26 protein-coding genes, 1 tRNA gene and 1 riboswitch are annotated in these 24,769 nt (G+C 45.3%); of the genes, 6 read left to right on the top strand and 21 right to left on the bottom strand.

All coding sequences use genetic code 11. The annotated features are described in order from the left end of the window. Entirely contained in the window at positions 1 to 480 is a 480-nt protein-coding gene (locus ACT89M_RS07350; RefSeq protein WP_154890897.1) for a hypothetical protein, read from the top strand. Positions 481 to 586: 106 nt separating this feature from the next. Here the strand turns inward: ACT89M_RS07350 and purU are convergent, their stop codons facing one another. After that, positions 587 to 1,480: a formyltetrahydrofolate deformylase gene (gene purU, locus ACT89M_RS07345; RefSeq protein WP_090918068.1), complete on the bottom strand. Its 894-nt coding sequence runs from the start codon at positions 1,478 to 1,480 to the stop codon at positions 587 to 589. 67 nt (positions 1,481 to 1,547) lie between these two features. Further along, positions 1,548 to 2,654, bottom strand: a complete 1,107-nt coding sequence (locus ACT89M_RS07340) for a deoxyribonuclease IV (protein ID WP_308722543.1) — start codon at positions 2,652 to 2,654, stop codon at positions 1,548 to 1,550. Positions 2,655 to 2,821: 167 nt separating this feature from the next. On the opposite strand from ACT89M_RS07340, the gene ACT89M_RS07335 reads away from it, so the two are divergent. Together ACT89M_RS07335 and ACT89M_RS07330 are read left to right on the top strand one after the other, a co-directional pair. Continuing rightward, positions 2,822 to 3,289, top strand: coding sequence for a DUF2621 domain-containing protein (locus tag ACT89M_RS07335; RefSeq protein WP_154890895.1), 468 nt, complete (start codon positions 2,822 to 2,824; stop codon positions 3,287 to 3,289). Positions 3,290 to 3,462: 173 nt separating this feature from the next. Next, complete coding sequence (locus tag ACT89M_RS07330) at positions 3,463 to 4,374, top strand: TIGR01777 family oxidoreductase (protein ID WP_154958492.1); 912 nt, start codon at positions 3,463 to 3,465, stop codon at positions 4,372 to 4,374. A gap of 26 nt (positions 4,375 to 4,400) precedes the next feature. On the opposite strand, the gene ACT89M_RS07325 is transcribed toward ACT89M_RS07330, so the two are convergent. The 16 genes from ACT89M_RS07325 to ACT89M_RS07250 all read right to left on the bottom strand — a co-directional run bounded on the left by ACT89M_RS07325 (position 4,401) and on the right by ACT89M_RS07250 (position 18,976). Then, a complete protein-coding gene (locus ACT89M_RS07325) occupies positions 4,401 to 6,200 on the bottom strand; it encodes a DUF6382 domain-containing protein (protein ID WP_308722542.1) in 1,800 nt (599 codons plus the stop codon). A 60-nt stretch (positions 6,201 to 6,260) separates the two neighbouring features. Continuing rightward, a complete protein-coding gene (locus ACT89M_RS07320; RefSeq protein ID WP_154958494.1) occupies positions 6,261 to 6,767 on the bottom strand; it encodes an A24 family peptidase in 507 nt (168 codons plus the stop codon). Positions 6,768 to 6,782: 15 nt separating this feature from the next. Next, a complete protein-coding gene (locus tag ACT89M_RS07315) occupies positions 6,783 to 7,823 on the bottom strand; it encodes a pilus assembly protein (protein WP_373323227.1) in 1,041 nt (346 codons plus the stop codon). Between the two features lie 26 nt (positions 7,824 to 7,849). Next, positions 7,850 to 10,078 (bottom strand): hypothetical protein, encoded by a 2,229-nt coding sequence (locus tag ACT89M_RS07310; RefSeq protein WP_487345148.1) that lies wholly within the window; start codon positions 10,076 to 10,078, stop codon positions 7,850 to 7,852. Next, positions 10,059 to 10,733 (bottom strand): TadE/TadG family type IV pilus assembly protein, encoded by a 675-nt coding sequence (locus ACT89M_RS07305; RefSeq protein ID WP_341181751.1) that lies wholly within the window; start codon positions 10,731 to 10,733, stop codon positions 10,059 to 10,061. Before ACT89M_RS07305 ends, ACT89M_RS07310 begins: the two co-directional genes overlap by 20 nt. Continuing rightward, the gene (locus ACT89M_RS07300; protein WP_154890890.1) at positions 10,717 to 10,893 is read right to left on the bottom strand and encodes a Flp1 family type IVb pilin; all 177 of its coding nucleotides are present in this window, start codon (positions 10,891 to 10,893) and stop codon (positions 10,717 to 10,719) included. Before ACT89M_RS07300 ends, ACT89M_RS07305 begins: the two co-directional genes overlap by 17 nt. A 13-nt stretch (positions 10,894 to 10,906) precedes the next feature. Beyond that, positions 10,907 to 11,776, bottom strand: a complete 870-nt coding sequence (locus ACT89M_RS07295; protein WP_341181750.1) for a type II secretion system F family protein — start codon at positions 11,774 to 11,776, stop codon at positions 10,907 to 10,909. 12 nt (positions 11,777 to 11,788) lie between these two features. Next, positions 11,789 to 12,547: a type II secretion system F family protein gene (locus tag ACT89M_RS07290; protein ID WP_341181749.1), complete on the bottom strand. Its 759-nt coding sequence runs from the start codon at positions 12,545 to 12,547 to the stop codon at positions 11,789 to 11,791. Between the two features lie 166 nt (positions 12,548 to 12,713). Continuing rightward, positions 12,714 to 14,009, bottom strand: coding sequence for a TadA family conjugal transfer-associated ATPase (locus ACT89M_RS07285; protein WP_341181748.1), 1,296 nt, complete (start codon positions 14,007 to 14,009; stop codon positions 12,714 to 12,716). 45 nt (positions 14,010 to 14,054) lie between these two features. Further along, on the bottom strand, positions 14,055 to 15,347 hold the full coding sequence (locus tag ACT89M_RS07280) for a P-loop NTPase family protein (RefSeq protein WP_487345147.1): 1,293 nt from the start codon (positions 15,345 to 15,347) through the stop codon (positions 14,055 to 14,057). A gap of 159 nt (positions 15,348 to 15,506) precedes the next feature. After that, on the bottom strand, positions 15,507 to 15,890 hold the full coding sequence (locus tag ACT89M_RS07275; RefSeq protein WP_154958501.1) for a VOC family protein: 384 nt from the start codon (positions 15,888 to 15,890) through the stop codon (positions 15,507 to 15,509). A gap of 226 nt (positions 15,891 to 16,116) precedes the next feature. Further along, positions 16,117 to 16,974, bottom strand: a complete 858-nt coding sequence (locus ACT89M_RS07270) for a DUF6612 family protein (protein WP_154890885.1) — start codon at positions 16,972 to 16,974, stop codon at positions 16,117 to 16,119. A gap of 131 nt (positions 16,975 to 17,105) precedes the next feature. After that, a complete protein-coding gene (locus ACT89M_RS07265; RefSeq protein WP_308722539.1) occupies positions 17,106 to 17,528 on the bottom strand; it encodes a thiol-disulfide oxidoreductase DCC family protein in 423 nt (140 codons plus the stop codon). 148 nt (positions 17,529 to 17,676) lie between these two features. Then, positions 17,677 to 17,955, bottom strand: coding sequence for a hypothetical protein (locus ACT89M_RS07260; RefSeq protein ID WP_090918103.1), 279 nt, complete (start codon positions 17,953 to 17,955; stop codon positions 17,677 to 17,679). Positions 17,956 to 18,059: 104 nt separating this feature from the next. Beyond that, positions 18,060 to 18,305, bottom strand: coding sequence for a zinc ribbon domain-containing protein (locus ACT89M_RS07255; RefSeq protein ID WP_090918105.1), 246 nt, complete (start codon positions 18,303 to 18,305; stop codon positions 18,060 to 18,062). 251 nt (positions 18,306 to 18,556) lie between these two features. Then, positions 18,557 to 18,976 (bottom strand): organic hydroperoxide resistance protein, encoded by a 420-nt coding sequence (locus ACT89M_RS07250; protein ID WP_090918107.1) that lies wholly within the window; start codon positions 18,974 to 18,976, stop codon positions 18,557 to 18,559. A 397-nt stretch (positions 18,977 to 19,373) separates the two neighbouring features. Between ACT89M_RS07250 and ACT89M_RS07245 the strand changes: the two genes are divergently transcribed. Then, positions 19,374 to 20,732 carry an Nramp family divalent metal transporter gene (locus ACT89M_RS07245; RefSeq protein WP_308722538.1) on the top strand — a complete coding sequence of 453 codons (1,359 nt, stop codon included), beginning with the start codon at positions 19,374 to 19,376 and terminating at the stop codon, positions 20,730 to 20,732. A 130-nt stretch (positions 20,733 to 20,862) separates the two neighbouring features. Here ACT89M_RS07245 and ACT89M_RS07240 read toward each other — a convergent pair whose 3' ends face one another. Beyond that, positions 20,863 to 21,561 (bottom strand): HAD family hydrolase, encoded by a 699-nt coding sequence (locus ACT89M_RS07240; protein WP_221790207.1) that lies wholly within the window; start codon positions 21,559 to 21,561, stop codon positions 20,863 to 20,865. Positions 21,562 to 21,718: 157 nt separating this feature from the next. Then, complete coding sequence (locus ACT89M_RS07235) at positions 21,719 to 22,147, bottom strand: hypothetical protein (protein WP_090918114.1); 429 nt, start codon at positions 22,145 to 22,147, stop codon at positions 21,719 to 21,721. A gap of 118 nt (positions 22,148 to 22,265) precedes the next feature. Continuing rightward, positions 22,266 to 22,441: riboswitch (cyclic di-AMP (ydaO/yuaA leader) on the bottom strand. Positions 22,442 to 22,819: 378 nt separating this feature from the next. Here ACT89M_RS07235 and ACT89M_RS07230 point away from each other — a divergent pair. After that, positions 22,820 to 23,299 (top strand): glutathione peroxidase, encoded by a 480-nt coding sequence (locus ACT89M_RS07230; RefSeq protein WP_123063300.1) that lies wholly within the window; start codon positions 22,820 to 22,822, stop codon positions 23,297 to 23,299. 204 nt (positions 23,300 to 23,503) lie between these two features. On the opposite strand, the gene ACT89M_RS07225 is transcribed toward ACT89M_RS07230, so the two are convergent. Continuing rightward, positions 23,504 to 23,586, bottom strand: a tRNA-Leu gene (locus ACT89M_RS07225). Positions 23,587 to 24,035: 449 nt separating this feature from the next. On the opposite strand from ACT89M_RS07225, the gene ACT89M_RS07220 reads away from it, so the two are divergent. Then, on the top strand, positions 24,036 to 24,737 hold the full coding sequence (locus ACT89M_RS07220) for an urease accessory protein UreF (protein ID WP_186812194.1): 702 nt from the start codon (positions 24,036 to 24,038) through the stop codon (positions 24,735 to 24,737). The last annotated feature ends 32 nt before the right edge of the window (positions 24,738 to 24,769 follow it).

Genomic DNA, 24,769 nt, shown 5'->3' with positions numbered 1-24,769 from the left:
ATGTCAGATGCAGTGCGACACCCGTCTCGTTCGTTAAAATCATCATTACCCTTGTTTTCCGGGATCATAACCGGAATCGTCAGCGGCGTTTTTCTGGGACTGTTTCTCAAAGTGGTCCAAACATTAACTGACGAAAAGGTATACACCTTGCTACTTAACATTGATTTTGTACCAGGGCTTCCTCCGCGCCTGCCGGAATGGATCGAATTTTTCCTGCACCTTGCTGTATCTGTTATCATCGGGATTTTCTATATCTGGTGGATCAGACGTTCAGGCCGTCCAGTCAGTAGAGGAATACTTATTGGAGCCGTCTCTTCCCTGCTCTATCTCCCTTTGTCTCCGTTATCCCCACGTGTACCCGATCTGAATGACGCTGGTGCCATTTTCTATTGGGTCGTTGGCCATCTTCTCTTTGGTACTTTGTTAGGTCTATGCGGAAAATACATACACGCCAAAAAGCGGCACCCGGTTCATCATTGAACTGGGGCCGCTCGGATTATAGTGCAGCACTCTCTGAGTGACTGAGTCTACTTCTCTTGTAAGGTTACGGATCAACCTTGCACAGTATTAAAGCGTAAACTTAGACTTAAAATACGACTGTTTTATTTTCGTGTACAAGAACACGGTCCTCCACATGCCATTTCACAGCCCGCGCAAGCACAACACGCTCAATAGTACGTCCAATGCGTTTCAATTCGGTCACATTATCCCCATGGCTTACACGCTGAACGTCCTGTTCAATAATTGGGCCGCCATCCAGCTCCTCCGTTACATAATGCGCCGTTGCGCCAATGATTTTAACACCACGGTTATAGGCTTGAGCGTATGGCTTACCTCCAACAAAGGCTGGCAAGAACGAATGATGAATGTTGATAATACGGTTACGGTAATGTTCAATAAACGTTGGAGAGATAATCTGCATATAACGGGCGAGAATAATCACATCCACATCGTTGCCGATCACTTCCAGTTGACGTTGCTCCGCTTCTTTTTTCGTATCGGCTGTAACCGGAATATGGTGATACGGAATGCCGAAAGACTCTACATAGTTTTTCATATCCAAATGGTTGCTGACCACAAGCGCAATATCCGCATCAAGATCGCCAGCCTGCCATTGCCAGAGCAGCTCTACCAAACAGTGATCCTCTTTGGATACAAAAATAGCCAACCTTTTTTTGCGGCTAACCGCTGAAAGAGACCATTCCATCTCGAAACGTGTTGCTACATCGGCAAAATCCGCTTCCAGCTTCGCCAAGTTGCTCTCCAGTTGCGGTAGATCGAACTCGATCCGCATAAAAAACATACCGCCTGACGGGTCCATCGTATACTGGTCAGACTGTACAATGTTGGCACCATGTTGATGCAAAAAGTGTGATACCGCTGCTACAATTCCCGGACCATCCGGACAGGAAATAAGCATACGCGCTCGATTGGCGCGGTTTTGATCATCAGGTCGTATTTGTTTTGCGTGAATCTCCATCGGGTTAATCTTCCTCCTTCAATTAGACAAGACATACATGAACTATATCAGGCAAGACTTGCAGGGATTACCCTGCAAGCCAAGCAATCAAGCGGTGATTGATTTGTTCTTCATTCAAATGCGGGAACAATGCCGCCTCTGTCACCATGTCATACAAGCGTTCCAGCGGTTCACGCGGATCAGCTTTTTTGGCTTTGGCATCATTTTTGAGCAGTGTCCACACATCAAGTACATACGCACGGGAATCCAGTTCCTTACTTTTGAAGAAGTGCTGCATTTGCTCGACTTCACTCAGGAACTCCTGACCGAAACGGCCTTCCACGTCTCCGCGCAGCAATGCAATTTCAATTTCATACATCGGTCGCTGGGTTTTGGCATCTTTACCAATCCACGGCGTTTCCAGAATGAATGGACGATTATTCAGCTTCTCATGGTTTACAATACGGTTGATTGCTTCAAAACCAATCCAGCCCGATCCAATCGGTGTATGACGGTCTTTGCGTGCACCGGCAGCATTTTTACTATCGTTAATGTGCATTACAGCAATTCGGTCAAGTCCAACCGTTCGATCAAATTGATCCAGTACACCATCCAGATCGTTGACAATGTCATAACCCGCATCATGAATGTGGCACGTATCCATGCACACCGTCAGACGTTCGTTATGTTTCACTTTCTCAATAATCTGTGCAAGTTCCTCGAAGCTACGGCCCATTTCGGTTCCTTTACCAGCCATCGTCTCCAGTGCAATATTCACATCGGTTTCCTGAATACCATCGAGCACTTCATTTAATCCTTGTGCAATACGTTCGATACCGTAATGAGCATCCTTATCCGTAAATGCACCAGGGTGCAATACGATGTTTTTCACGCCAATGGCGTGAGTACGGCGAATTTCCTCCTGAAGGAAGTCCACAGCCAGTCCATATGTGCTGTCCTTGTAAGAGCCCAGGTTAATGATATAAGGAGCATGCACAACAATGTCCTCAAATCCGCCTGCCTGCATGGCAAGTTTGCCTTCCTCAATAAACATCGATTCAATAGGCTTACGGCGTGTGTTCTGCGGTGCACCCGTATATATCATAAACGAACTGGAACCGTACGAGGACGCTTCCTTCGTTGCACTCAATAATCCCTTGTCCGAAAAGGACACGTGGGAGCCGATTTTCAGCATCAATAGATCCCCCTTTTTCTGAATTATCCACTATCATAACGCGATTATCGAAATAAATCTAGAAATGCGATATAATTCGAATGAGAGGCTATTTTTGACAGCAAATTACGGAACATGGACGCCTTTTCATCAGGGCGTGAAAATCAATAAACCGAGGTGATTTGGCAATGATTTTTAATACCTACACCCAGCTTTTAACGAGTAGTTCGCCCAGCAACTGGTTTATGAATACGATTGCGTTCTGGACGCTTTTGCTGCTTGGAAGCATGTGCATCGGTGGATTTTTCATGATGCGGAAGTTCCTTAAGGTGCTGCCGAAAGCTGACGGAAAGTCCAAGCTGGATTGGCAGAATCACTGGGTGGAGACAAGCCGCCACCTATGGACAGATGAAGCCAAAGCTTTTCTGGATCAGCTTGTTGAACCTGTACCTGGCCCTTTTCGTGACATTGCCAAACATTCCATTGCTGCCGAGATTGGTAAAATTGCCGTGGAAGATCATGCAACCGAAGTGTCCAGAGACCATTGCATTAAAGGTTATATCATTGCGACACCAAAACGGGACAATAAATTTCTGGTTAAATTTCTGGAGAAAAATAAAATCGACTATACTCCCTATCGCCATTTGATGAAATAATCATTTGATGAATTATAGCGTATGAACCGATTGGAAAATAAAGCAGGTCAGCATCGTTAGATGTGGTACCAATTTGGTTAAATTAAACACATGTTAGCTCCGCTCGGTAAGCCCTTTTCACTCATTTAACTTACCATGCGGGGCTTTTTGACCCATAAGAGAGGATGTTCAATATGAAAATTGCCATTTGTGGAGGTACCGGATTTGTCGGAGGCGCACTTGTAGATTACTGGTTACAGGCCGGACATCATGTGAAAGTAATCACTCGCAAGCTTCCTGACATGCATAATCCGAGTAAAAACCTTACATATATATCCTGGGATCAGCTCGAAGAAACGCCGCAGGAACTGGAAGGTATTGATGCTCTGGTGAATCTAGCGGGCGAGACATTGAACCAGCGTTGGACAACGAAGGCCAAGCTGGAAATTGTGGAATCCAGAGTTAGAACGGTTGCCCGGGTTGCCAAACTAGTGGAATCGCTACGACAAAAGCCGGAAGTTGTCGTCCAGGCTTCAGCCATGGCAATCTACGGCACCTCTCCCGATGAAACCTTTGATGAGAGCAGCCCGCAAAGGTCGATGAATTTTCCTTCCCGCGTCTCGGAACAATGGGAAGTTGCCGCCGATGCCATCCGGGATGTAAGACTGGTCAAAATCCGGGTCAGTCTCGTTTTGGGTCATAAAAAAGGGGCATTCCCATTGATGAAACTGCCCTATATGCTCGGATTTGGCGGCAAGATCGGCAGCGGCAAACAGTGGACCAGTTGGATTCACATCATGGATATCGTTCGATTGATCGACTTTACTATTCATAACAAAGAAATTTCGGGTCCAGTTAATGCTTCTTCGCCCAACCCGGTAACCAATGATGAATTCGGCCGTACGGTAGGCAAAGTTTATCATCGTCCTCACTGGTTCCCTGTCCCTGGCTTCCTGATCAAAACACTGGTTGGTGAACTATCCGTCGTCCTGCTTCAAGGACAACGGGTCATTCCACAAAAATCCTTGGATCACGGTTTTAAGTTTACCTTCCCCACATTGACTCAGGCTCTTGAGGACCTGAAGCATCGCGGGTTATCCGATTAAAACAAATTACATTTGGATCGTACAGTTCATCCTGACACTCGATAAACGTAGACCGATTCGGCCAGGATGAACGTATCCCCATCCGTCAGTGGATATTCTTTGTAAGGAGCCAGCAGATTTCCTTGAAGCATCGTTCCATTGACGGAACCTAGATCCTTGAGAGCATAACCAGACTTGCTCCGACTCAATTCCACATGTGCACGGGATACACCTGTCGAGTTATCTACATATTGAACCATATCCGCTGCTCTTCCAATGACAAACGATGCCCCCTTCACATCAACACGTTTGCTCCCTCCACCTTTATTTAAAGTTAGTTCAAGGTAATATGATGGTAGACTAGGGCTTCTGTCTTCATTGGATAATCCGTCCAGTGCCTGCAGATTAACTGTTGCCTCAACGGCTGAGCCCGTGAGATGGGGTTCAGAAGTGCTCCCCCATTCCCTATCCCGCTTCTCAGTGTATGGTGGATTAAGCATATCTCCAGACGTTAGGTTCATAGGGGATATGCTCATGCTGCGAAGGCGGGAAGAGGTATGATCTTCAGCAACCTCAGGCAAAGATTCAATGGATTTCCCCTTATCTTCTTCGGGCTTATCCATGGCATTCCAGCGCCAGCTCTCCTGAAACATCTCCTCTTCTACTTTAGCCCCCTTATCCTTTTTCCTGCCAATCACTGATAAAGATAAAGGGATATGAACGCCGGATACACCAGCGGAATCACCCGTTCTCTTCCACATCCAACTCGCCACTGCAATGAGGCCGACACTTAGCGCTGTAGACAAAATCATTGCATTCTGACTTGGCTGCTGCATGTAGATAAATCTCCATACTAATGCCATGGAAACTATACAACCTAGCCAGATATATGTCGTACGCGAAGATCTAGTGACCGAATTTTGCTCTTCCATCTCCACATTTTTCTGATCTACGGAAACAAATGATGAAGAGGACTCAAGTTGAGTTGAGGTCTGATTCTGATGAAAGTAGTTTGTATTTCTCGACGAAGGTTGGCCAGCTGTTGGCCTGTGTAACAAAGATTTCGAATAGGGGTCTACTTTTTTAATGTCTACATCCGGTTTGATGATTTGCTGGCGCTCACGTTGATGACGATCTGATTGTTCTGTATCAGGTTTATTGTAATTAAGTCTGGCGACGCTTTTCTTTTCAGGTAGCTGACTGGATATCAGTCGTGCTGGTTTACCAGTACACAATTCTAATAAAAGTTCACGTAATTGCCGAATGTCCCAGCGCTCATCATCACATAACTGTAATACTCGTTGTATGCCCTCTCCTTCTAATTCCTGAACATGAGCCATAAGCTTGATTACCAAGTCACGGAATATCTGCGGGGGTTGCTTCTCCTGCCGGGCATGGGCATTCATCATGGGTACGTAAACTAAACCAAGCTCCCCTTGCTCCATTGCCCCCTGAATAAATATATAGTCTTCGTGAATACACAAATTTTGTGGTTCCAACATGTAGTGCCTGCACTCCACAAGAGCTTCTGCCAACTGAAATAAAAGATTATACAATACCGGCAAGCTGATTTGAATCGATTTTAACATCTGGGACAACATCTTATATCCGGAGATGTCATACTGTAACGTTACATTCTGATCAATCTCCCGAGTGAATAAAGGTAGCATACGAGGAATTCGATTCGAGGTTAACATACCGATCTGTACCCTGCTGAGTTCCTCCATTCGTAGCCCATCCGCTTTTTCCAAAACCATAAATGTCCCGCCGTTACGTACGAAATCCCTCGTTAAGCCATACATACCGCTCCTCACTTTCCATTGTTTTAATATGTTAACAAAAGTCATTACACGGATGCTCCAATAACAGAGGAGCCTTTCAATCGCTGTTATTCCAGAGCAGAGCAACTACCCAAACATATAAATCCATGAGCTGACGAAACCGGGAAGTACAGCGAGCATAAACGGGAACTTCAGCGTTTTTTCGTGACTTACGAGTTTAAGAGAGCCCAGTTTAAAGAAACCGAATATATTAAACATCATTGTACGTATTCTCTGCGACGCATCTTTGCGAAATAAAAGGATAACTAAGCCGATTAATCCAGCGTACAGAATGGAATATATGATCACGTGTATGCCAAATGTAAACCCCGTCCAAGCTCCTATGCCCCCAAATAACTTCACATCTCCTGCACCGACTGCACCAATGACGTACATTAAAAACAACATACCGAAACCAACAGCAAATCCAGCTAAAGAGAACCACATACCTCCCCAGCCTCCCCAGGCAAGATGAGCAAGCACTCCCATTGCCGTTACTGGTAGAGTCAACCGATTCGGAATTTTCATAGACCGTATATCGGTTACAAACGCCACCAGAAGATATATACCACAGATCACATAAAACCATCCCACCTATATCATCGCTCCTTACTTTCTGGATGCTACCGTAAATGAAGTTTCCGTCTGCATGCCCTCCGCAGTCTCTACAACAAAACTCCAAGTCCCTTCCGTTGTTCGAGTGCCCACAAACCATGTCCATTCTATGATTCCGTTCTCGTCAGCCGTAGCCCAGCCAATATGCTTCGCAGAACTCTCACCAGACTTGTAAAAAATCGTGAGATTAGCCGTTGCGCCTGGCTCGACCTGAACCTTTATCGTTGCATGGTTCCCTATGAATGCTGGATCTGGCTTTGATAAAACAGTTGCTGACCCCGTGCCATTTTCTCCCCCGCTTCCGTTACCACTTCCTTCTCCTGTGTCACCAATCCATATCCGCTCTGATGCAGCAACTTGAATTCGTAAAGGCTTGCCGAGAAAAGGAACCTTCACAGGCAACTCATAACTCAGCTCTATTCTGAAATACGGATTCGTCTTATTCTTCAAGTTAGGAACGGATACTCCGTTAACATGAATACGTTCCATATCTAGCAGTGTAGTTTCAACAAATGGTTGCAACAACGGCTTCACAACCGGATCAAGTATGGCTTCCATTACCGACGTTTTGATTCTTTGCAGTGGCTCTTCACCACGTTTCGCTGCATCTCGCACCCAGTCACTTAAGGGTGAAGGCAAGGAAGAAGCGTAACCGTCTGCCCATTCCGTCAGGGACAGCTGTGGCCATTTCCAGCCCTCCTCCAGCCTCTCACCTCCAGCAGAATCTGAAGGCGCGAAGGCAAGCGATACTGGATAAACTTTCGTTGATAACTGTTTTACCGTTTCCCCCGCTGTACTCTGCAATGCGGTGGAGATCAGTGTCATCTGAACAATGAAGATAAGAAATAGGATAAAGAATAGAAAAATGGGTAGAACCAGCGAAGCCTCCAGCACCATAGTGCCCTGTTCTTTCTTCGCTTCAAACACCTGTTTTCTCAGTGACTTCAAGCGTTCCAATCTGCTTATCCGCGTGATCCGATGTTGCATCTGCACACATTTCCTTTCATCCTGAACCTGAACCCTTTTTTCCATCATGCCTCCATCAACATGTTTTCACGTGTTTAATAGGAATAATCCGCCTTCCGTTCAATGAAAAAACGTCCATCTTGTACTTGATCCTCACTGCCCATAACAGCGCCTATACTTCGCACAATTCCAGGCAAAAACCATAGCTTGATGCTGCTGCGCATCTGACCGGAAGCATAAGTTTGTTTCTCATCCGGGTTAGCTCCCGTATTCAATCGGATCAAGGCTAACATTCGGGACATTTTGCGATCATTATTGCTATGCATAAGCAGGAACAATCTAAGGTGATCCCTGTATGTCAGCTTCACCTTGATATATTTGGATAATTCTACATTGCCGTCCTTCGCCAGCTTCACCATATCTTCTATTGCATGCGTGATTCCATACAGGATCGCGGCAGACAGCACAAGAAGCGGATTCCCAAGCTTACTATTCTCACTTAGTCCTTCAGCTGTACGAATCGCCAGACGCATTCCGAAGACCTCCGCATATGCAGATGCGATGTTACCTGAAGGGTTATGAAAACCGTATAGGATATACTCCAGCTCCTGATTCTCCAGTTTGAACACGTCATTAACATCTCCACTACCTTCCGTCCAGGAGAACAATTGACCAAAATCCATGGAATTAAAGTAAGCAAGCGCATATTCATTCTGAAACAACTCATCGCCAAGTTGTCCGAGTAGTCCTGACATCCCTCCAAACAGGTGATCCATTCCCTTCATGGCATTTCCACCGGAATCATACGGATCACTCGCAATCTCTGTCTTTTCCGCTCGCTCAAAGCTTTTTTGATTGAACGCTATGTTGGCCTCATAAAATTGTTCCAATTGTTTGAATGTCTGCATGGAACCGGAACTTCCGTTTTCTATCCGGCTGAATATCCGTTTGATTTCCTTCAACTTCCCTTTGGACTGCTTGTCATTCTCTTTACGCTGGGCATCCGATCTACGGCCGTTTTCAAGTTCCTGTTGGCTCTGTGTGATAAGATTGGAAGGGCCTGTTCTCCCAAAAGAATTCATATAACGTTCCGTAGTCTGACTTGCCTGCCTGACCGCAGGTTTAATTGGAACACCACTCATACCCGTCACACTCCGAAGCTGGGTATTGAGTTCCATGCTATCTTTTCCCACGCCAGAGAAGTCTTCATTTTGAGAAATCACACGAGATTTTATCCGATCAAATAGAGCATCTTCCCTGACAAGCTCGGAAGCGAGCGAACGTGTACTTTTGGCTTCATTGCCGGAACCCGCAGATGTCGGACTCGTTCCAGGGAGGGTAGAGCTACCCACGTTGTCATAACCGGCATTCTCGGAACGATTTTCTCCTTCCGCAATCACTCGTTTCATTTCTTCATTAATTTCACGTGCCTCTTCAATCTTGTCCTGTGCTTCCAATAGTTTGGTCTTATGCGCCTCTAGCGCTGGTTGCATCAACATGCTGATTCCTGTCACAATCTGATTTACACCTGTCCGGTAACGCCCCAATTCCAATATGTACAGCTGTTCAATGAGAGGCAGTCCTTCGTCTGCTTGTTTCTTGCTTAAGTAATCGGCATAACGTGCAGCCGCTTCTGCCGCTGTCTCTGGCGCTGTCTCAAGCATTTCTTCATAGATGGCCTGGGCTGGCGGTTTCATGATCAAGTCTGGAAGTTTCATTACCTTATCGGCAGATTCAATCTGATTCCCAATCGCTTCATCCAGCAATTTCTCACGTTTATCATAGAGCTTTTGTAATTTCTTCAACAGATCTACGGTATGTGCTGCTTCCTTCATCTCCTCTGACATCGGTTTGAATCGATTAATCACTTCAATAGCAAAATCAACCGGCGCTCTATACTTCATGTCTTCCTGGATTTGACGATTAAAAATATCATACCTGCCCAGTTCACGTTCCATACCGAGTGAAGTGGTGTCCCATTGAATATCCAGAATCGGGAAACCATCCTTTACGGAAGAAGGTTTCACACTATCATTCAACACTTTGGCCATAATGGCATCTCCGCTACTGTCGCCATATGCAAACAAACCATACTCCCGAAGTGATGTATCATAAGCTGACATAACGGATCTCATTGCGGCATGTGCCATCCGCTCCGTCTGTACTTTGAAGGCGGCAATTCTCGCATAATCAATAAAAACCGCCACAAACATATACACTCCAGCCAGAATCAAAATCAGAAATAACGTTACAGCTCCAGCTTCACCATCTTTTTTTCTAAACAGTGCCTCCCTCCCCCTTTGCTCATTTTTCGTTTTTTCCAAAATGCTGTATAACTTGCCCTGCCTCCACAGCTGAAGTCGCTTCCTTTCCACCTTTTCCTTTAAACTTGGCACCGTAATAACGGATCAAATCCACCGTTCGGATGAATTCAACCGGTTCTACAACAGCAGAGGAGCCCTTCGTGAGTACAAGATTGCCGGAATCAAACAAAAATGAGGGCAGAGGCAACGATATAACCTGCTCTAGCTCAGTTGTTACCTTCCGCTGGATCAATGCATTTTGATATGTCATTGTGCCCTTCATGGCTGAAGGCATATGGCTAGATGCTTGTGCTAGTTTTTTTTCCGAAAGATTGCCACCTTCTGATTCAGGTATAGAAACGCTAACCTCATTACCCGCTCCCGCCCAACCAAACAATACTCCTAACAGCCGATCATCGCTTAACCGCCAGTACAAGTGATCATATTCCCCGGAAGCATATTCGCCTGTCAGCGCCTGTTTGTGACTATTATCCCAACTGTAGGCAGCTCGTTCAGAAGCCGCATAAGCATGCTGGTTTAAAAACGTTTTTTGGTACATGTACATCGTGAAGAACAGCAGCAACACCAGGATAAATAATATGATCGGGAAGACCAGGGAAGCTTCGACAGTGAAGCTCCCTTCTTCCTTTCTAAAACGTCTACTCAAAAAACTCATTACTTTTGTTGCTGACATTTTTCAGCAGTCTTGTTACCAACAATTTAATCTGATCTTTAAAAATCAGCGCAATAATGATAATTACACCAATAATCAGAATCAGTTCCAGCGTACCCAGACCCTCTTCTTCTTTCCAAAATGCCGCTACCTTGTTCTTCATCCCAATTTCCCTCCTACATGTTCATCATCATAAAAGCTGGCGCACCGATCATGATCACGATTGTAAAAAAGATCAGCACCATCGGAAACACTAATTTCGAAGAGGCCTGCTCTCCCTTGGCCCGGCTAACCGCCTTGCGTTTCTCCCACAATACATGTGACAGATCCCGCAGTGCCAATACAAAGTCACCTCCTCCACGCCTGAAATTCAGTAAAACTGTCGTTGTAAAAATCGTCACTTCCTGCACACCACATCGGCGGCTGAACTGCTCTAAAGATTGCTGAAACGAGTACCCGTTATTCCAGTCTCCTGTTGCTCTCCGCAATTCGTTGTACAAGGGATGATTCCGTTCGCCCTGGCTATTCACACTATGGTTGATTGCACGTTGCACTGTTTCCCCTGCCCCAACCAAGAGCACAATTCGATTAAGCAGTTCAGGTAGCTCTATAAGGATATCTTGGTCTCTTCGCTTCACCTTGGTGTAAAGATCCTTATACATCGCAAATGGTAAAGCAATTGCAAGAACGACTCCACCAGCTAATGCTCCCGTGCCTACCTCCCTCACGAGGGATAGTAAACATCCTGACAGCAACACTAGCCATGAGTACGTCAACATTTCAGCACAATAGAGTAGCGTTTTCTCACCGCTATGTTGTATGCCATGCATCTTCTGGATCGCGTGCTGCATCCGAAACATAAGTACAGGTAATCTGCGGCCGATCTCGAACTTGTCGAGCATAAACAGAAACGGAGCATGCATTTTTTTCAAACGTAATCCTTCCATATGCAGCTTTCGTAAATGCTTGTAAGTTTTCCCCCGGGTTCGATCAAGCACAATCCAGCCCGCACTAAGTACTCCTCCAATCATGAGGGGAAACAGCATCTTTTCATCTCCTCACACTTTGATATCCATAATGCGATGAATCCATAGATAACAGCAGACCAGCACAGCAAGCGCACCTGTAGAAATGAGATATCCGAGCCCGCTGTATAGTGGTTCCATAAAATCTTTGGCGGTCAGGTTGAGAAATAACAAAAAAATGAAGGGTGCCGCAAACATCACTTTGGATTCAAATCTTTTCTGTGCCACAGCAACCATGATGTCCTGTTGAATATCCAGCTTTTCTCCAATCACTGCGGAGGTACGACGAACCACTTCCACCAGATCACCTCCCGTTCGTTTACAAGTAATAAACACGTCTGCGAAATTCGTAATATCTTCAATCTGTGCCCTTTCCGAAAAATCCTGCAACGCCTCTTCAATCGGCTGACCGTATTCCATGCGTGTCCGCAATATAGTGAACTCTCGAATCAAATCGGTATCAGCTTCAGGGTTCAACATCCGCAGGTCTTCAACGGATTCCTTAAAACCGTTTTCCACTGACTTCCCGGCCGCCAGGGCCGAGGATAGTGTATACAGAGCTTGCTTGAAATGCAGACTAAGTGTCATCCTTCTGCGTTCCAGTAGCACCTTTGTCCAAAACCTGGGCACCCATATACAACCAGCAGCCAGTATCGTGCCTGCCAACCAGTGATGATAAAACAACAAGCCAACACCGAAAAATAAACATCCGCTGACCAGCATACAGACCAAGCGTTGTCTTGAGCTAAGTGTATATACGGTATAATTCGTTAATGCTTGCTTGCCCTGCACCGCCCTCTGCACCCTCTTTCTCTCACAACATGGTTTGGAACTTCCCAAAATCGTTAACAACAAGATAGGTCACATCAAAAACATTAAATCATAGTTGTTATAAGACGTTTTTCTTTTCCACTCACCTTGTATCCCATCCTATAGCTCGCTTTATTTTCATAGCTTACTACTTGTTTTCTGGTCCGGCCTGCTCAGCTAATTGTTCTATGTATCCTTCAAGCCACTCTCCAAGTCCGGCCATATGAATCTTATCCACCTTGGTCAGGTTGCCCACCCGGATGAGTCCACCAATGATACGCCCTTCCCGTTCCTCCTGCTCCTGAAATCGAAACAACGGGTTCAGAAGCACTTCACCATGACGTAAACCTATCACTTCACTGATTTCCGTCACACGACGTGAACGGTCTCGAAGCCGGGAAAGATGTACAAAAATATCGATGGCCGAGCTAATCTGCTGTCTTACAACAGTAATGGGAAGTTCCGCTCCACTAAGGACCATCGTTTCAAGTCTACTGATCATGTCCGAGATCGTATTTGCGTGACCAGTAGACAAGCTCCCATCGTGGCCCGTGTTCATCGCCTGTAGCATATCCAGCGCTTCCGCTCCCCGTACTTCCCCAATGACAATCCGGTTTGGACGCATCCGTAGGGAGGACTTGATCAAATCCCTGATGGATATCAGACCTTTTCCTTCTGTATTGGCATTTCTGGTCTCCAGAGAGACGAGATTGGGCACAGTCACGATCTGTAACTCCGCTGAATCCTCAATCGTAATAACCCGCTCATCAGCAGGGATGAACTGGGATAACGCGTTCAGAAAAGTCGTTTTCCCCGAACCTGTACCTCCCCCGATAAAAATGTTGTATTTGCTCCGCACTAACTGCTGTAATAACTCGGCTGCTTCCTCATGCAAGGCCCCCTTCTCAATCAGATCAGACATCTTCATCGGCTCACTGGGAAACTTCCGGATCGTCATCGTTGGCCCCTTTAGCGCAATAGGCGGAAGCACAATGTTGACCCGTGAACCGTCCTTCAGGCGGGCATCCACAATGGGGGAAGATTCATTGACGATGCGGTTCACACCAGACACGATTATTTGAATAATATCCTCCAACCGCTCTCTGGACTCGAATTGCAGTGGAATCTGTCTGACCTCCCCTTCTTGTTCCACAAATATCTCCCGATGACTGTTGATCATAATCTCCGTAATGTCCGGGTGATCCACCAGAGGTTGTAGAATATCCAATCCGCGAAAAGAATCGTACAATCGTTGCACCAACTCATGGCGCTCACCTGAAGTCAAATCTTCCAGGCCCGAATCACCGAGAACTTTTCTCTCAATCCCATGCCACAACTCCTCATCCCCGGCAGAAGAAGTCATATCGAGCGAAGCTCGGACCTCTCTGCGAAGCATTTGAAATTGTTCTTCACGGTCTGTGATGTTCCATAAATGATCTGTCATAACTCCCCAGGCTCCTCCTGTATAAAAATGCATCTTGTCTTGCGGCTAGCCACCTCCTTCAGCCTGAATCAGCAATTCACACAATCTCTTTACTTCACGCTGGAAGATCGGTGAACTCAGCATGACCTCTTCCTGATTCATCTGTTTCCAAGAAGGAATATAAGGCAACACTGCATCCACATACAGATCAGGTCTTGGCAATGGATTGATCACTTGCTCCCGATATTTGTTGATGACAAAATACGTACGCTCCAGCATACTTCCTAACAGTTCTGTTCGGTTACGCTCGTTATGCTGAAGCCATTGTCCCCATCGATGCATCGCGGCGATATCATCTTCTACTAACCAGACGAAGGTATCTGCCGTTTTCAGGATGCCATCACTACGTTCATCCCAGCCTGAGTCTCCGTCCAGAATCAACACTTCATATTGCCCGGAATCGGTCAGATACCGGATGAGATCCACTGTATCCGCTTTAGACATCTGTAACATTTCCTTACGGTTGGCTAACGGCCAGAACACATCCGCCTTTAATGCCTCATGCCCAACAACATACTCAACTATTGTTTTCATTTGTCCTGTTACCGAGATATCCGAATAAGTAGCAGACGCTATATCTGTATGTGCATCCGTACTTTTCCTTCCCCCCGCACTTCTATCTTGTGTAGGACCTTGATTCAGGCTACGCCGCTGCGTCTGTAACTGACCACCCGCTACCTCCCTTTTACAGGCTTTCAGATCATATAGTAGTCGTGATAAACCTGTCTCTGCTTCCACATGATGCTGACTGCCCTGCCGTAACCCTCTCTCCAGGAAAGGAAATGAGCTGTCCAGAGTCTCCAGATTGAGATACAACACAGAATACCCAGCGAGTCCAAGTTGCTTCGCCATATGCAGAGCTACGGCTGTTTTACCACTCCCACCCGATGCCGATAATACACCGATGGTTAATGTTTCTTGACCCGAATGTCGACTCCGCTTACTACGTGGTTGCCTGCAAGCCCTCCTGACGGCTTCAAGCAACGCAGGCAACGGCTGATACTTCATGAGTCGCTTCGCCTCGTGCCCTTCGTCAGCTCCTTCGCTAAGCATAAGCCATGGGATACCTGAGACATCCCCACCATTCATCAACCAAGGGTTTAAAAACTCAGGTTCAGCGATGATCAGATCAGGTAGCTCTTGTTCATCCAGTTCATCCATATGATTCCTGAATGCTTCCCACTGTGAAAAAGCGATGAATCGCATCGTGGAGCTTGACGAACTACTCTGTACATAGTCAAGCCAAGCTTGGATATAATCTTTATCCCTCGATACCAGCATTGCCTTAAGGACAATCAATTACGTTTCCCTCCCATCAAAAAAAAGCACAAAAAACACCGCCCATTTCCCGCATGAAATTGCAGGATATGGACGGTGCTTCCGTCACGTGCTATGAATGTATGCACACTATAACATACAATTTCTGGACGAGCAAGGGATTTATTCTAACCATCTCACTTAAGAACCATAAGGCGCTCCAAATTCAATGATATTTCGATCCGGATCAAGGATAAAAATCTGAGCGAATCCAGCCACACTATCTGGTCTAGCTTCATATTCAATACCTTGCTCTTCCAGCCAAGCTAGCGTCTCCGAATAACTGACCACCCAAAGTGCAAAATGTCCGTCGGTTGTATCAATCCCCGCTTCCCGCAGCGTATGACCTTCCGGATGTTGCAACAGATGAAGTTGCTGACTGCCGATCGCATACCACGCACCCGTGGAACGAAACGGAGGACGCTCAATCTCCTGCATTCCGAGCAAACCCGAATAGAATTTTTTTGCGGTTTCCAAATTACGAACAGCCAGACTTACGTGATGAATATGTGCATATTTGATCATCTCGGTATCCCCTTCCCATTAAAACAATGATGAATTAACCTTACGCAACCACATGTTTACAATCACGGCTGATCCTTTTACAAATGACCAAATTTAAAAAATAAATCATACAAGTCCATATTATAACACTCTAAAGAACTTCCAAAATCAAAAAAACACCCCTGATCCTTATCCGGTCTACCCACAGGTATTCCGAAGTAAGAATCAAAGGTGTTTCAGGCTTTACTTATTTTGCGCTGTCCAAAGCCTCTTGCGGGATTTTGATTTCTGCAACTTTGTCATGGTTGGAGAACGAAGTGTCCATTTTCATGTCCATCGTCATTTTCTGATTGTTTTGCTCCATCTCCATCACCATCTCTACATCGATCTTCTCCATAAGAGACGTCTCTTTGTTAATCAAATATTTCATCTTCATGCTCTTAATGTTCATTTGATCAAGCATAGCCTGCATTTGAGCATCTGAACCGTTTTGTTCCATAACGGATTTAGCCAATTCCTTGACATTGTCACCCGATACATCTGCGTTCAGGACATAGTTGTCGCCCTCTTCAGTGATCTTAACGTCTTCTTTTACTTTTTTGAATTGGTCCAGCTCTTTTTCCGGGTTCATGCTAGCTTTCAATTGTTCGATGAGCGCCTTCGTTTGCTCTTCTGGGATCGCTACCCACTGGTCCCCCACTTGGGAGTAAATTTTGTCTGAAGTAATATACTGTTTTACGTTTTGCTTTTGTCCAGACATATCCAGTTCCATCTCTTGATAGATCATCATTGGATCTTTAATGATATCCATTTTCAAAGACGTTTTTACTTGCTGATCTTGAGATTGCTCACCAGCATCCACTTTAATTTTTTGATCAATGTTAGCTTCTGTAGTGAAGCTTTTCAGCGCTTTCGTTGCTTCACCTGTTTTGGCAAGCAATTCATCCAGTGTTGGAACAGCCGCATTCTGCTCCGCTGTATTGTTGCTTTCAGTCGTTGTTTCATTACCTGCTGGCGGCGTTGCAGATTTATCTGTGTCGTTTCCGCATGCTGCCAAGCTTACTGCCAATAATGCCCCAATAATCATTGTCGTCCACTTCTTCAAGTTGTTATCCTCCCAATAATGTAAAAAATAATGTAACCCACAGTAATTACCCAGTAATTGCCGATATTAATCACCTTACATGAAACTTCTTTCTTATGGAAGCTTATCCTTGAAAACTGATACTTTTATACTTATAAAAATCGATCTTTAGTCTCGGGTGTAGGCAACATACATGCATCGTCCTTCCCAAACCAGCGGTACCGATTGCGCGCAACCCAGTTGTATACTGCATTACGAATGAATTTGGGCACAATAACAAACACATAGAGTAGCGGATAAGGAAACTTGAGACCTTTGGCCAACCTTAACGCTGCTGTGGAGCGTGTATAGTATTTTCCATTTTCAATCAATACAAACGTATCCATGCTGTCAGTTCTCAGACCACCCTTCTCCAGCAATCCTTTCGCCACATCCGACTGAAGTGAAGCAAAATGATATTTCGCCTTCGGATCACGCTTGATAATCCATTTGGTTAACCCCTGGCAGAAGTGACAAACGCCGTCTACAAGAACAATCGGGTGTCCCTGATGCTTATCCTCTTGGTCTACTGTCATATGATCGTGGCCTCCTATATGGTGCTGTTAGATTACTTACCCATTTTGAGCAACTTTCCTCGCCTAACCTAAATTTGATCCACCAATCTCTCTGGCAAAATAGAAAAAAAGCGCAGGCTCAGTGCCTACGCTCATAACTGTCCGACAATTACTCAGCCAGTGCTTTTTCCATCCACTCGTCGTTAATCATTTGTTGATGCAGGTCACCTGACCATTGATCCATACATTTGCAGATGAAGTCTTTACGACATACAGGACAAGGTGTTTTCTGCAGACGGCTGATCGCAGTCATTTTCCAATCCGGAGATTTGGAGTAGAATACACGGCACTGTGTACCATCCACCAGTTTCATCGTAAATTCGTACAATCCGTCTTTTTCGTTTTTGCTGGCTACTTGCAGTTGTGCAATGCTTGGTCTATAAGACATGGATATCACCCGTGAATTCAAATTTGGTTCATGCTAATGACACTGACACTTTCAGTACTAAATCATATTAAAGAAATTTCAGGTCGATGTCAACTCACGCATGTCTATCCGCCGAACAGAATATCCAGAATCGTGCCAACTTGTCCCTGTTTCTTGCCTTTCAACACGTCCGGGTTAAACACTTCCACATATCCACAGGCCGTACAGCCTACAAACAAATAATGGTTATGCTGAATATCAAACACCTTACTGAGCCCCGCTCCTGACATAGAGACTTCTTTAATGTTGCATTCCGTACCCCGGCATTTGGTGCATACAAATTTCCTCTCAATCATCTCTTCAATACTCATCGCCGTTCCCCCTTAATGGAATATGTGGCATGAAGTGACTGTACGTTTATGTAAAAGAGTACGACTTAATACGGAGAAATCCTCCTCCGCTTTCAGATTAGGTGAATTCTCAGGTGATATATGTTGGAAAACAAAACCCTGCTGAGCTACCAGCAGGGCTTGTGTGCTTGAAGATCAGATATCACTGGATACCTTGCTCTTTGTTTTACCTGTGCCTTTCAAAGAGAAAAAGCCAGGGATTCTCCTATCTATTAGACAACGTTGAGTACAACGTCGATGTTGCCGCGGGTTGCTTTTGAATACGGACAGAAGTCATGCGCCTTGCGGGCAAGATCCTCAGCCTGACTGTGATCCACTCCCGGCATACTCACATCCAGACGAACCGCTAGCTTGAATCCGTCATCTGTTGGATCTTTGCCGATCGATACGTTGCTGGTTACAACGACATTCTCCAATTTCACACCTGCTTTGCGTGCCACGTTAGCCAGAGCGCTCTCGTAACATGCACCGTATCCAGCTGCAAAAAGTTGCTCGGGATTTGTACCTTCTCCACCAGCACCGCCAAGTTCTTTCGGCATTTTCAGATCATGTTGCAGTACACCGTCCGAAGAAGCCACCGAACCTGTTCGTCCACCTTTTACTGTCGCTGTTGCTGTATATAAAGCTTCCATCAGAATCTCTCCTTCGTTAATAAAGTTTTGACTGCCTACAATTCATTTTAAACTTCTGGCTCGATTTGAAACGTCTGATTGTGTACTTTATCAGCTTTTACATTTGGCTAAATTTCATGCGTACGTGATAAAAGTCGTATCTTTTTACGAAATGGGTACGATATAAAGAGGCTCTTCGAAAAATTCTCCTTTTTTTTGTCCGACTACACAAAAGTTGCACTAGACAAAAATTATTGAGGGTGTACAATGTAAACATGAACATAAAATTTTAGATATATGAGCACTCGTATTTATCCCGTTTATTTGCCACAGCATTTGTGCTAGAGCACATCCTAAAAATGAATTTATTCCGGCTACAGGCCGGCCACATCTTATTGTAAAGTCAGGTGATCCATGTATGAGTCAAAAAAATCCGTTCAATTCTCCATCCAGCGAATATGCGTCTGCTTCCGCAGCTACGATGGCCCCCTCGCTAGGTGAGGCACACAGTTCCATGAAAGTACCCAAAAATGCGGCATGGTGGAAAAAGTTCCTCGCCTTTGTCGGCCCAGGGTATCTTGTCGCTGTTGGTTATATGGACCCCGGCAACTGGGCTACGGATATCGCAGGCGGCTCGCAATTCGGTTATACGTTATTGTCCGTCATCCTTTTTTCCAACATGATGGCCGTGGTGCTTCAATCCCTCGCAGGCAAGCTAGGTATTGTCACTGGGCGTGATCTCGCCCAAGCCTGTCGTGAACGCTTCAGCGCTCCCGTTGTCATGATGTTATGGATTCTATGTGAACTGGCTATCGCGGCTACGGATCTCGCCGAAGTCATCGGCTCAGCAATCGCTCTTAAACTTTTGTTTAACATTCCCATGTTGTACGGTGTGATTATTACCGCAGTGGATGTATTACTCATTCTCGTACTACAAAACAAAGGATTCCGTGCACTGGAAACACTCGTCATCGTGCTGATGGCAACCATTGCTCTTTGTTTCGGCATCGACCTATTTTTGGCGAAACCGGATATGGGCGGTGTTCTTCACGGATTCGTTCCTAGCACCGAAATTTTGCAAAACCCGGCCATGCTCTACATCGCCATTGGCATCATCGGGGCTACCGTTATGCCGCACAATCTGTATCTGCATTCATCCATTGTGCAGACCCGCCAGATTGAGCAGACGACTCAGGGTAAAAGAGAAGCTATCCGCTACACCACACTGGATTCAACCATTGCTTTGACGTTAGCTCTGTTCATTAACGCAGCCATCCTGATCGTATCTGCAGCTGTATTCCACAGCGCGGGCATGACACAGGTAGCAGAGATATCCGATGCATATCATCTGCTAACCCCACTGCTTGGTACAACGATCGCCAGTGTCTTGTTCGGCGTAGCTTTGCTCGCATCCGGTCAGAACTCAACCCTTACAGGCACGCTTGCAGGACAGATCGTCATGGAGGGCTTCCTGAATATCCGTATCCCGGCGTGGTTGCGTAGACTTGTTACTCGACTGATTGCCATCATCCCTGCTGTTATCGTCACTGCTATTGCCGGTGAGCACGGCACTGAAGAGTTGCTGATCTTGAGTCAGGTCATCCTGTCCCTGCAACTGCCATTCGCCGTCATCCCACTTGTGATGTTCACAAGTGACAAAAAAAGCATGGGGCCTTTTGCAAACAAACTGTGGCTCAAAATTGTCTCTTGGGCTATTGCCGCTATCATCGTTGTGCTGAATGTGTATTTGATTATTCAGACCATCATGCTGTTCTAGTTTATATATGAAAAGGCCGATTCGCTGTTGGTATTGATCCCAACGCAAATCGGCCTTCTTTGTATCATTATTGTGATACGCTCTAATACCCTCATACCTTTAATCTACCCCACACGATCTAACCTGAGACTCATATAGATTTGCCTGCATCCTCATCGGGTATGAGTAGCGGCAGCAGTTCATCTAGGGACTCCACCGTCCAATCTGCACGCTCGTCATCCGAAAGCTCTGGCTGGAACCTTCCGTATCCTTGCAAAATGCGAATGGTGCGTAAGCCTAAACTACGTGCTGGCATAATATCATTATCAATTCGATCTCCAATCATAACCGCTTCTTCCGGCGCGCATCCAGCTTGCTTCAGAGCAACCGCATACAACTCCGGATCAGGCTTGGACACCCCTTCTTCTGCCGAACAGGCCAGGACATGGACATATTTACGAAGTCCGTAGCTTTCCAGCCTCGCTTCAGTCCCAGGACTCTGATTCGCAATGATGCCAATGCGATAGTGATGCGAAAGCTGTTCAAGCACCTTGGTTGCAGAAGGAAACGGTTGCTCCAATTCTTTATGGAATTTCAGCTTGTCCTGAATCTGAATGCGGTGATCTTCATCATGAATATATGTACGTATGGCCACTTTCATGGGCCACTGTTCATAATTACGGTAACAGGTAGCAAACAGTTCTCTTACCGCCTCAATCTTTACTGGATAGCCGTAATCATTCGCTTCCCGAACGAATTGCCCAATAATATCATCTACAGGCTCCCATTCGTCCACCAGCGTATCCCCCACATCAAAAAACAACCACTTCAATCCGGCAATATCCGGCACGCTGATTCCTCCTCGTTAGCTGCAGGTTATCCCTCGCTTCTATACTACCGTACTGTTTCCATAAAAAAAGAAGACCCACGACAAGCATGAGTCTCCTCAAATTCCGTTAGTCTATACCTGCAATTATAACAGGCGTCTTACCTTGGATCAATGTCAATCACAAGCTGCTCACTTCAGCCTCCGGTTTATTGCAGCTATTAAGAAGGAACCCGACTTCTCCATTCAGTGAATACACAATTTTATCGGCGCCCATTCCACGATAAATCCCTTTAGGATGGCTCTGCTCCGTGATCACACACAAGGACTTCGATGTCCAAGAGCGACAAATTTGAAGATAGCGGCATGTCAAGTTCAGACTGTTCTCAAAAATAAATACATTGCCTACACTGCCTTGCGGCAAAAACCATTTCTCAGCAGCTGCTGTATTCATACGGATGACGTGTTCCACGCCAAGACGGCGAAGTTTGCGCTCCTCATCAGCACTGTTCGTCAGAACGGCAAATGGCATTTTTTTATACATCAGCAATTTCACAAATTTACGTCCAGCTTCATTCGGAGCGGTTACCAAAATCATCTCTTTATCCATTCTTCGTTCCTCCCTTGGCGTGAAAAGACAACAAAAAAAGAAGCGTGGGGACCAAGGCCTCCGAAACGCTTCTTAAATAATCCATGACGAAAGCGCCATGAACCAGCGTGCGGTTTGTTGCCTCTCCCTTTAACGCTTACGAGGTTAGCTGACGGATTCGGGCGCGAGAGTCGCCCTATTTCCGGATTTCACCGAAAAATTCACCCCATGAATGTCCGCTGCTGTCATACAGCCCATTCTGTTGGTTCCCCCGTTTTCCATACACAATGAATGGAAACTCAGCGATTAAAACATCGTTCGTAAATCTTGAGTATAAGACCGATCGATATTATCGTTTGTTTCGTTTTTCAGGTACAATTTAATTAAAATTCAAATTACGCTATGAATCATACACCCGTACCATGATCATGTAAAGTGCATACAGATCACCGAATCGCCAGATTTCCGGCAATAACCTTTGATAATAACGCTTACAATGAGGTCATACGCTATCCTTCTCTTCCAAGCTACCTAATTCTCAACCGCACAAAAATTGATTCATGTATTTCTCATCCATTTTGGAGTCCAGCAAGCGAATGGTTATAACAACGCTAAATCCAAATAAGTTTTGCATTATTTAATTGTTTAAAATATAATAAGTATATTAAGAATAACAGGATGGAGGCGTACCCCATGTCAGTCTATGATTACAAAGTAAACACCCTTCGCGGACAAGAGATTGAGATGTCCCAATATCGCGGCAAAGTGTTGTTAATTGTGAATACCGCAAGCCAGTGCGGTCTCACCCCTCAATTCAAGGGCTTGCAAGAGCTTCAGGATAAATTCCAGGATGCTCCGTTTGAAGTGCTTGGATTCCCAAGCAACCAATTCGCGCAGGAAAAAGGATCTTCCGACGATATTGCTGAATTCTGTCAGATGAATTATGGCGTAAGCTTCCCGATGTTTGAAAAAATTGACGTCAATGGTTCAAGCGCTCATCCGCTCTTCCAACACATTACGAAAGAAGCACCAGGCTTGCTCGGTTCCAAAGCCATCAAATGGAACTTCACCAAATTCCTTGTCGATCAGGACGGTAAAGTTGTGAAACGATATGCTCCGCAGACTACACCGGACAAAATCGAAGAGGATATTCAAAAGCTGATTAACAAATAGATATAGACTTTTGAACAAACATATAAACGAAAAAAGCCACCTATAAAGCAAAGAGCCAGAAACTGCTCAAGCTTTTGGGCGGCTTTTTTGCGTCCTTTCTTTTAACACATATCCTCATCCTGAATAATTCGTCCTTGTTGCTATATGAAAACAAAAAAAGAAGCTCTCCATCACGGAAAGCTTCTCTCGTAAATCTTCATATGATGCGGTCGAGAGGACTCGAACCTCCACGGGCATACGCCCACTACCCCCTCAAGATAGCGTGTCTGCCATTCCACCACGACCGCATGTCGTAAATTATCGGCAACAGAATTGATTATACCGGATTCTTAAACAAAAGTAAAGTCTTTATTAATCACTTTATGAATGACATTTTACTACAACCGGCTTTACTCTAAATTGATAACAGTTCTTCACCCCTTCCTATTCCACACCTCTTGCAAAATCCAGTCATATTTCCTCGAAAATTACATATCATTAATCTGATTCGGCAAAAAGGCCAAAGGGACTTCAGATATGAAATATATGACACAGATAGAATTTTAGATGTTATATTATATTACAATAATTCTGAATTATATTTAATTAAGTTTTTATTTTCTCATAAATCATTGACAAAACACGGATGTTTATGTGAATATATATATCATATAATTCGGATTTACACATCAAACTTAATAAAAGATCATCATATGTAATTAAACATAACACAACAAAGCGCAGGAGGCGAATGATCGTGAACCGTGGGAATAAGCTACTCGATTACGCGAAACTGCTTGATCCCTCTGTCCAGGTGGGAGGATTCACCCATTTCTTCGGCATGGACACCCACATCAAGGAAGGCACCATTCGGACATCTGAGGAACTCGAATCATTTATGCGTTGCCAGTTACACCCCAGTCTCGTTCGTCTAGAAGGTATGGCTATCAAGGGGATTTACACCGCAACAGATCATAAGGATACTTGGCGAATTGCCCTGATCGACAAACTTGTGCATGTACAGCGAACCCCTCCTGAACTTAGAGAGCAGGCAACAATCATAGGCAAACGTTTAATCAAACTGTCTCGCGCCTTGCATCCTTGGATCGACCTTAGCCCGCTTGAACAAATCTTCGTAAAATACAATTCAGTTGGTTGCCTCCCCACCGTTCACGCTTGGATCAACCACCACCTCGATATCCCCGTCGAAGAGGCGGTTCTCGGTTACTTACATTCAGCCATGAATGCATGCGTATCCGAAGCTTGCAAGGTTATCCCCCTAAATGAAAATGCCACTCGGGAACTGCTGGCTCGCCTGACCGCAGACCTTGAGAATGAATGGACTACCGTGAGCGCCTCCTCACCGGATGCACCCATGCATCCTACGTCCATGTCTATGAAGTCGTTATTCCCCAGCTTCCACATGCTTGGAGCAGGGTTGCACGCTTACAGAGCATAATTCCGCACTCCTCCTCAAAACCTCTTTTTCAG

It is taken from the genome of Paenibacillus sp. NN59, assembly GCF_057597225.1.
This window is presented reverse-complemented; position numbering and strand designations above follow the sequence as displayed.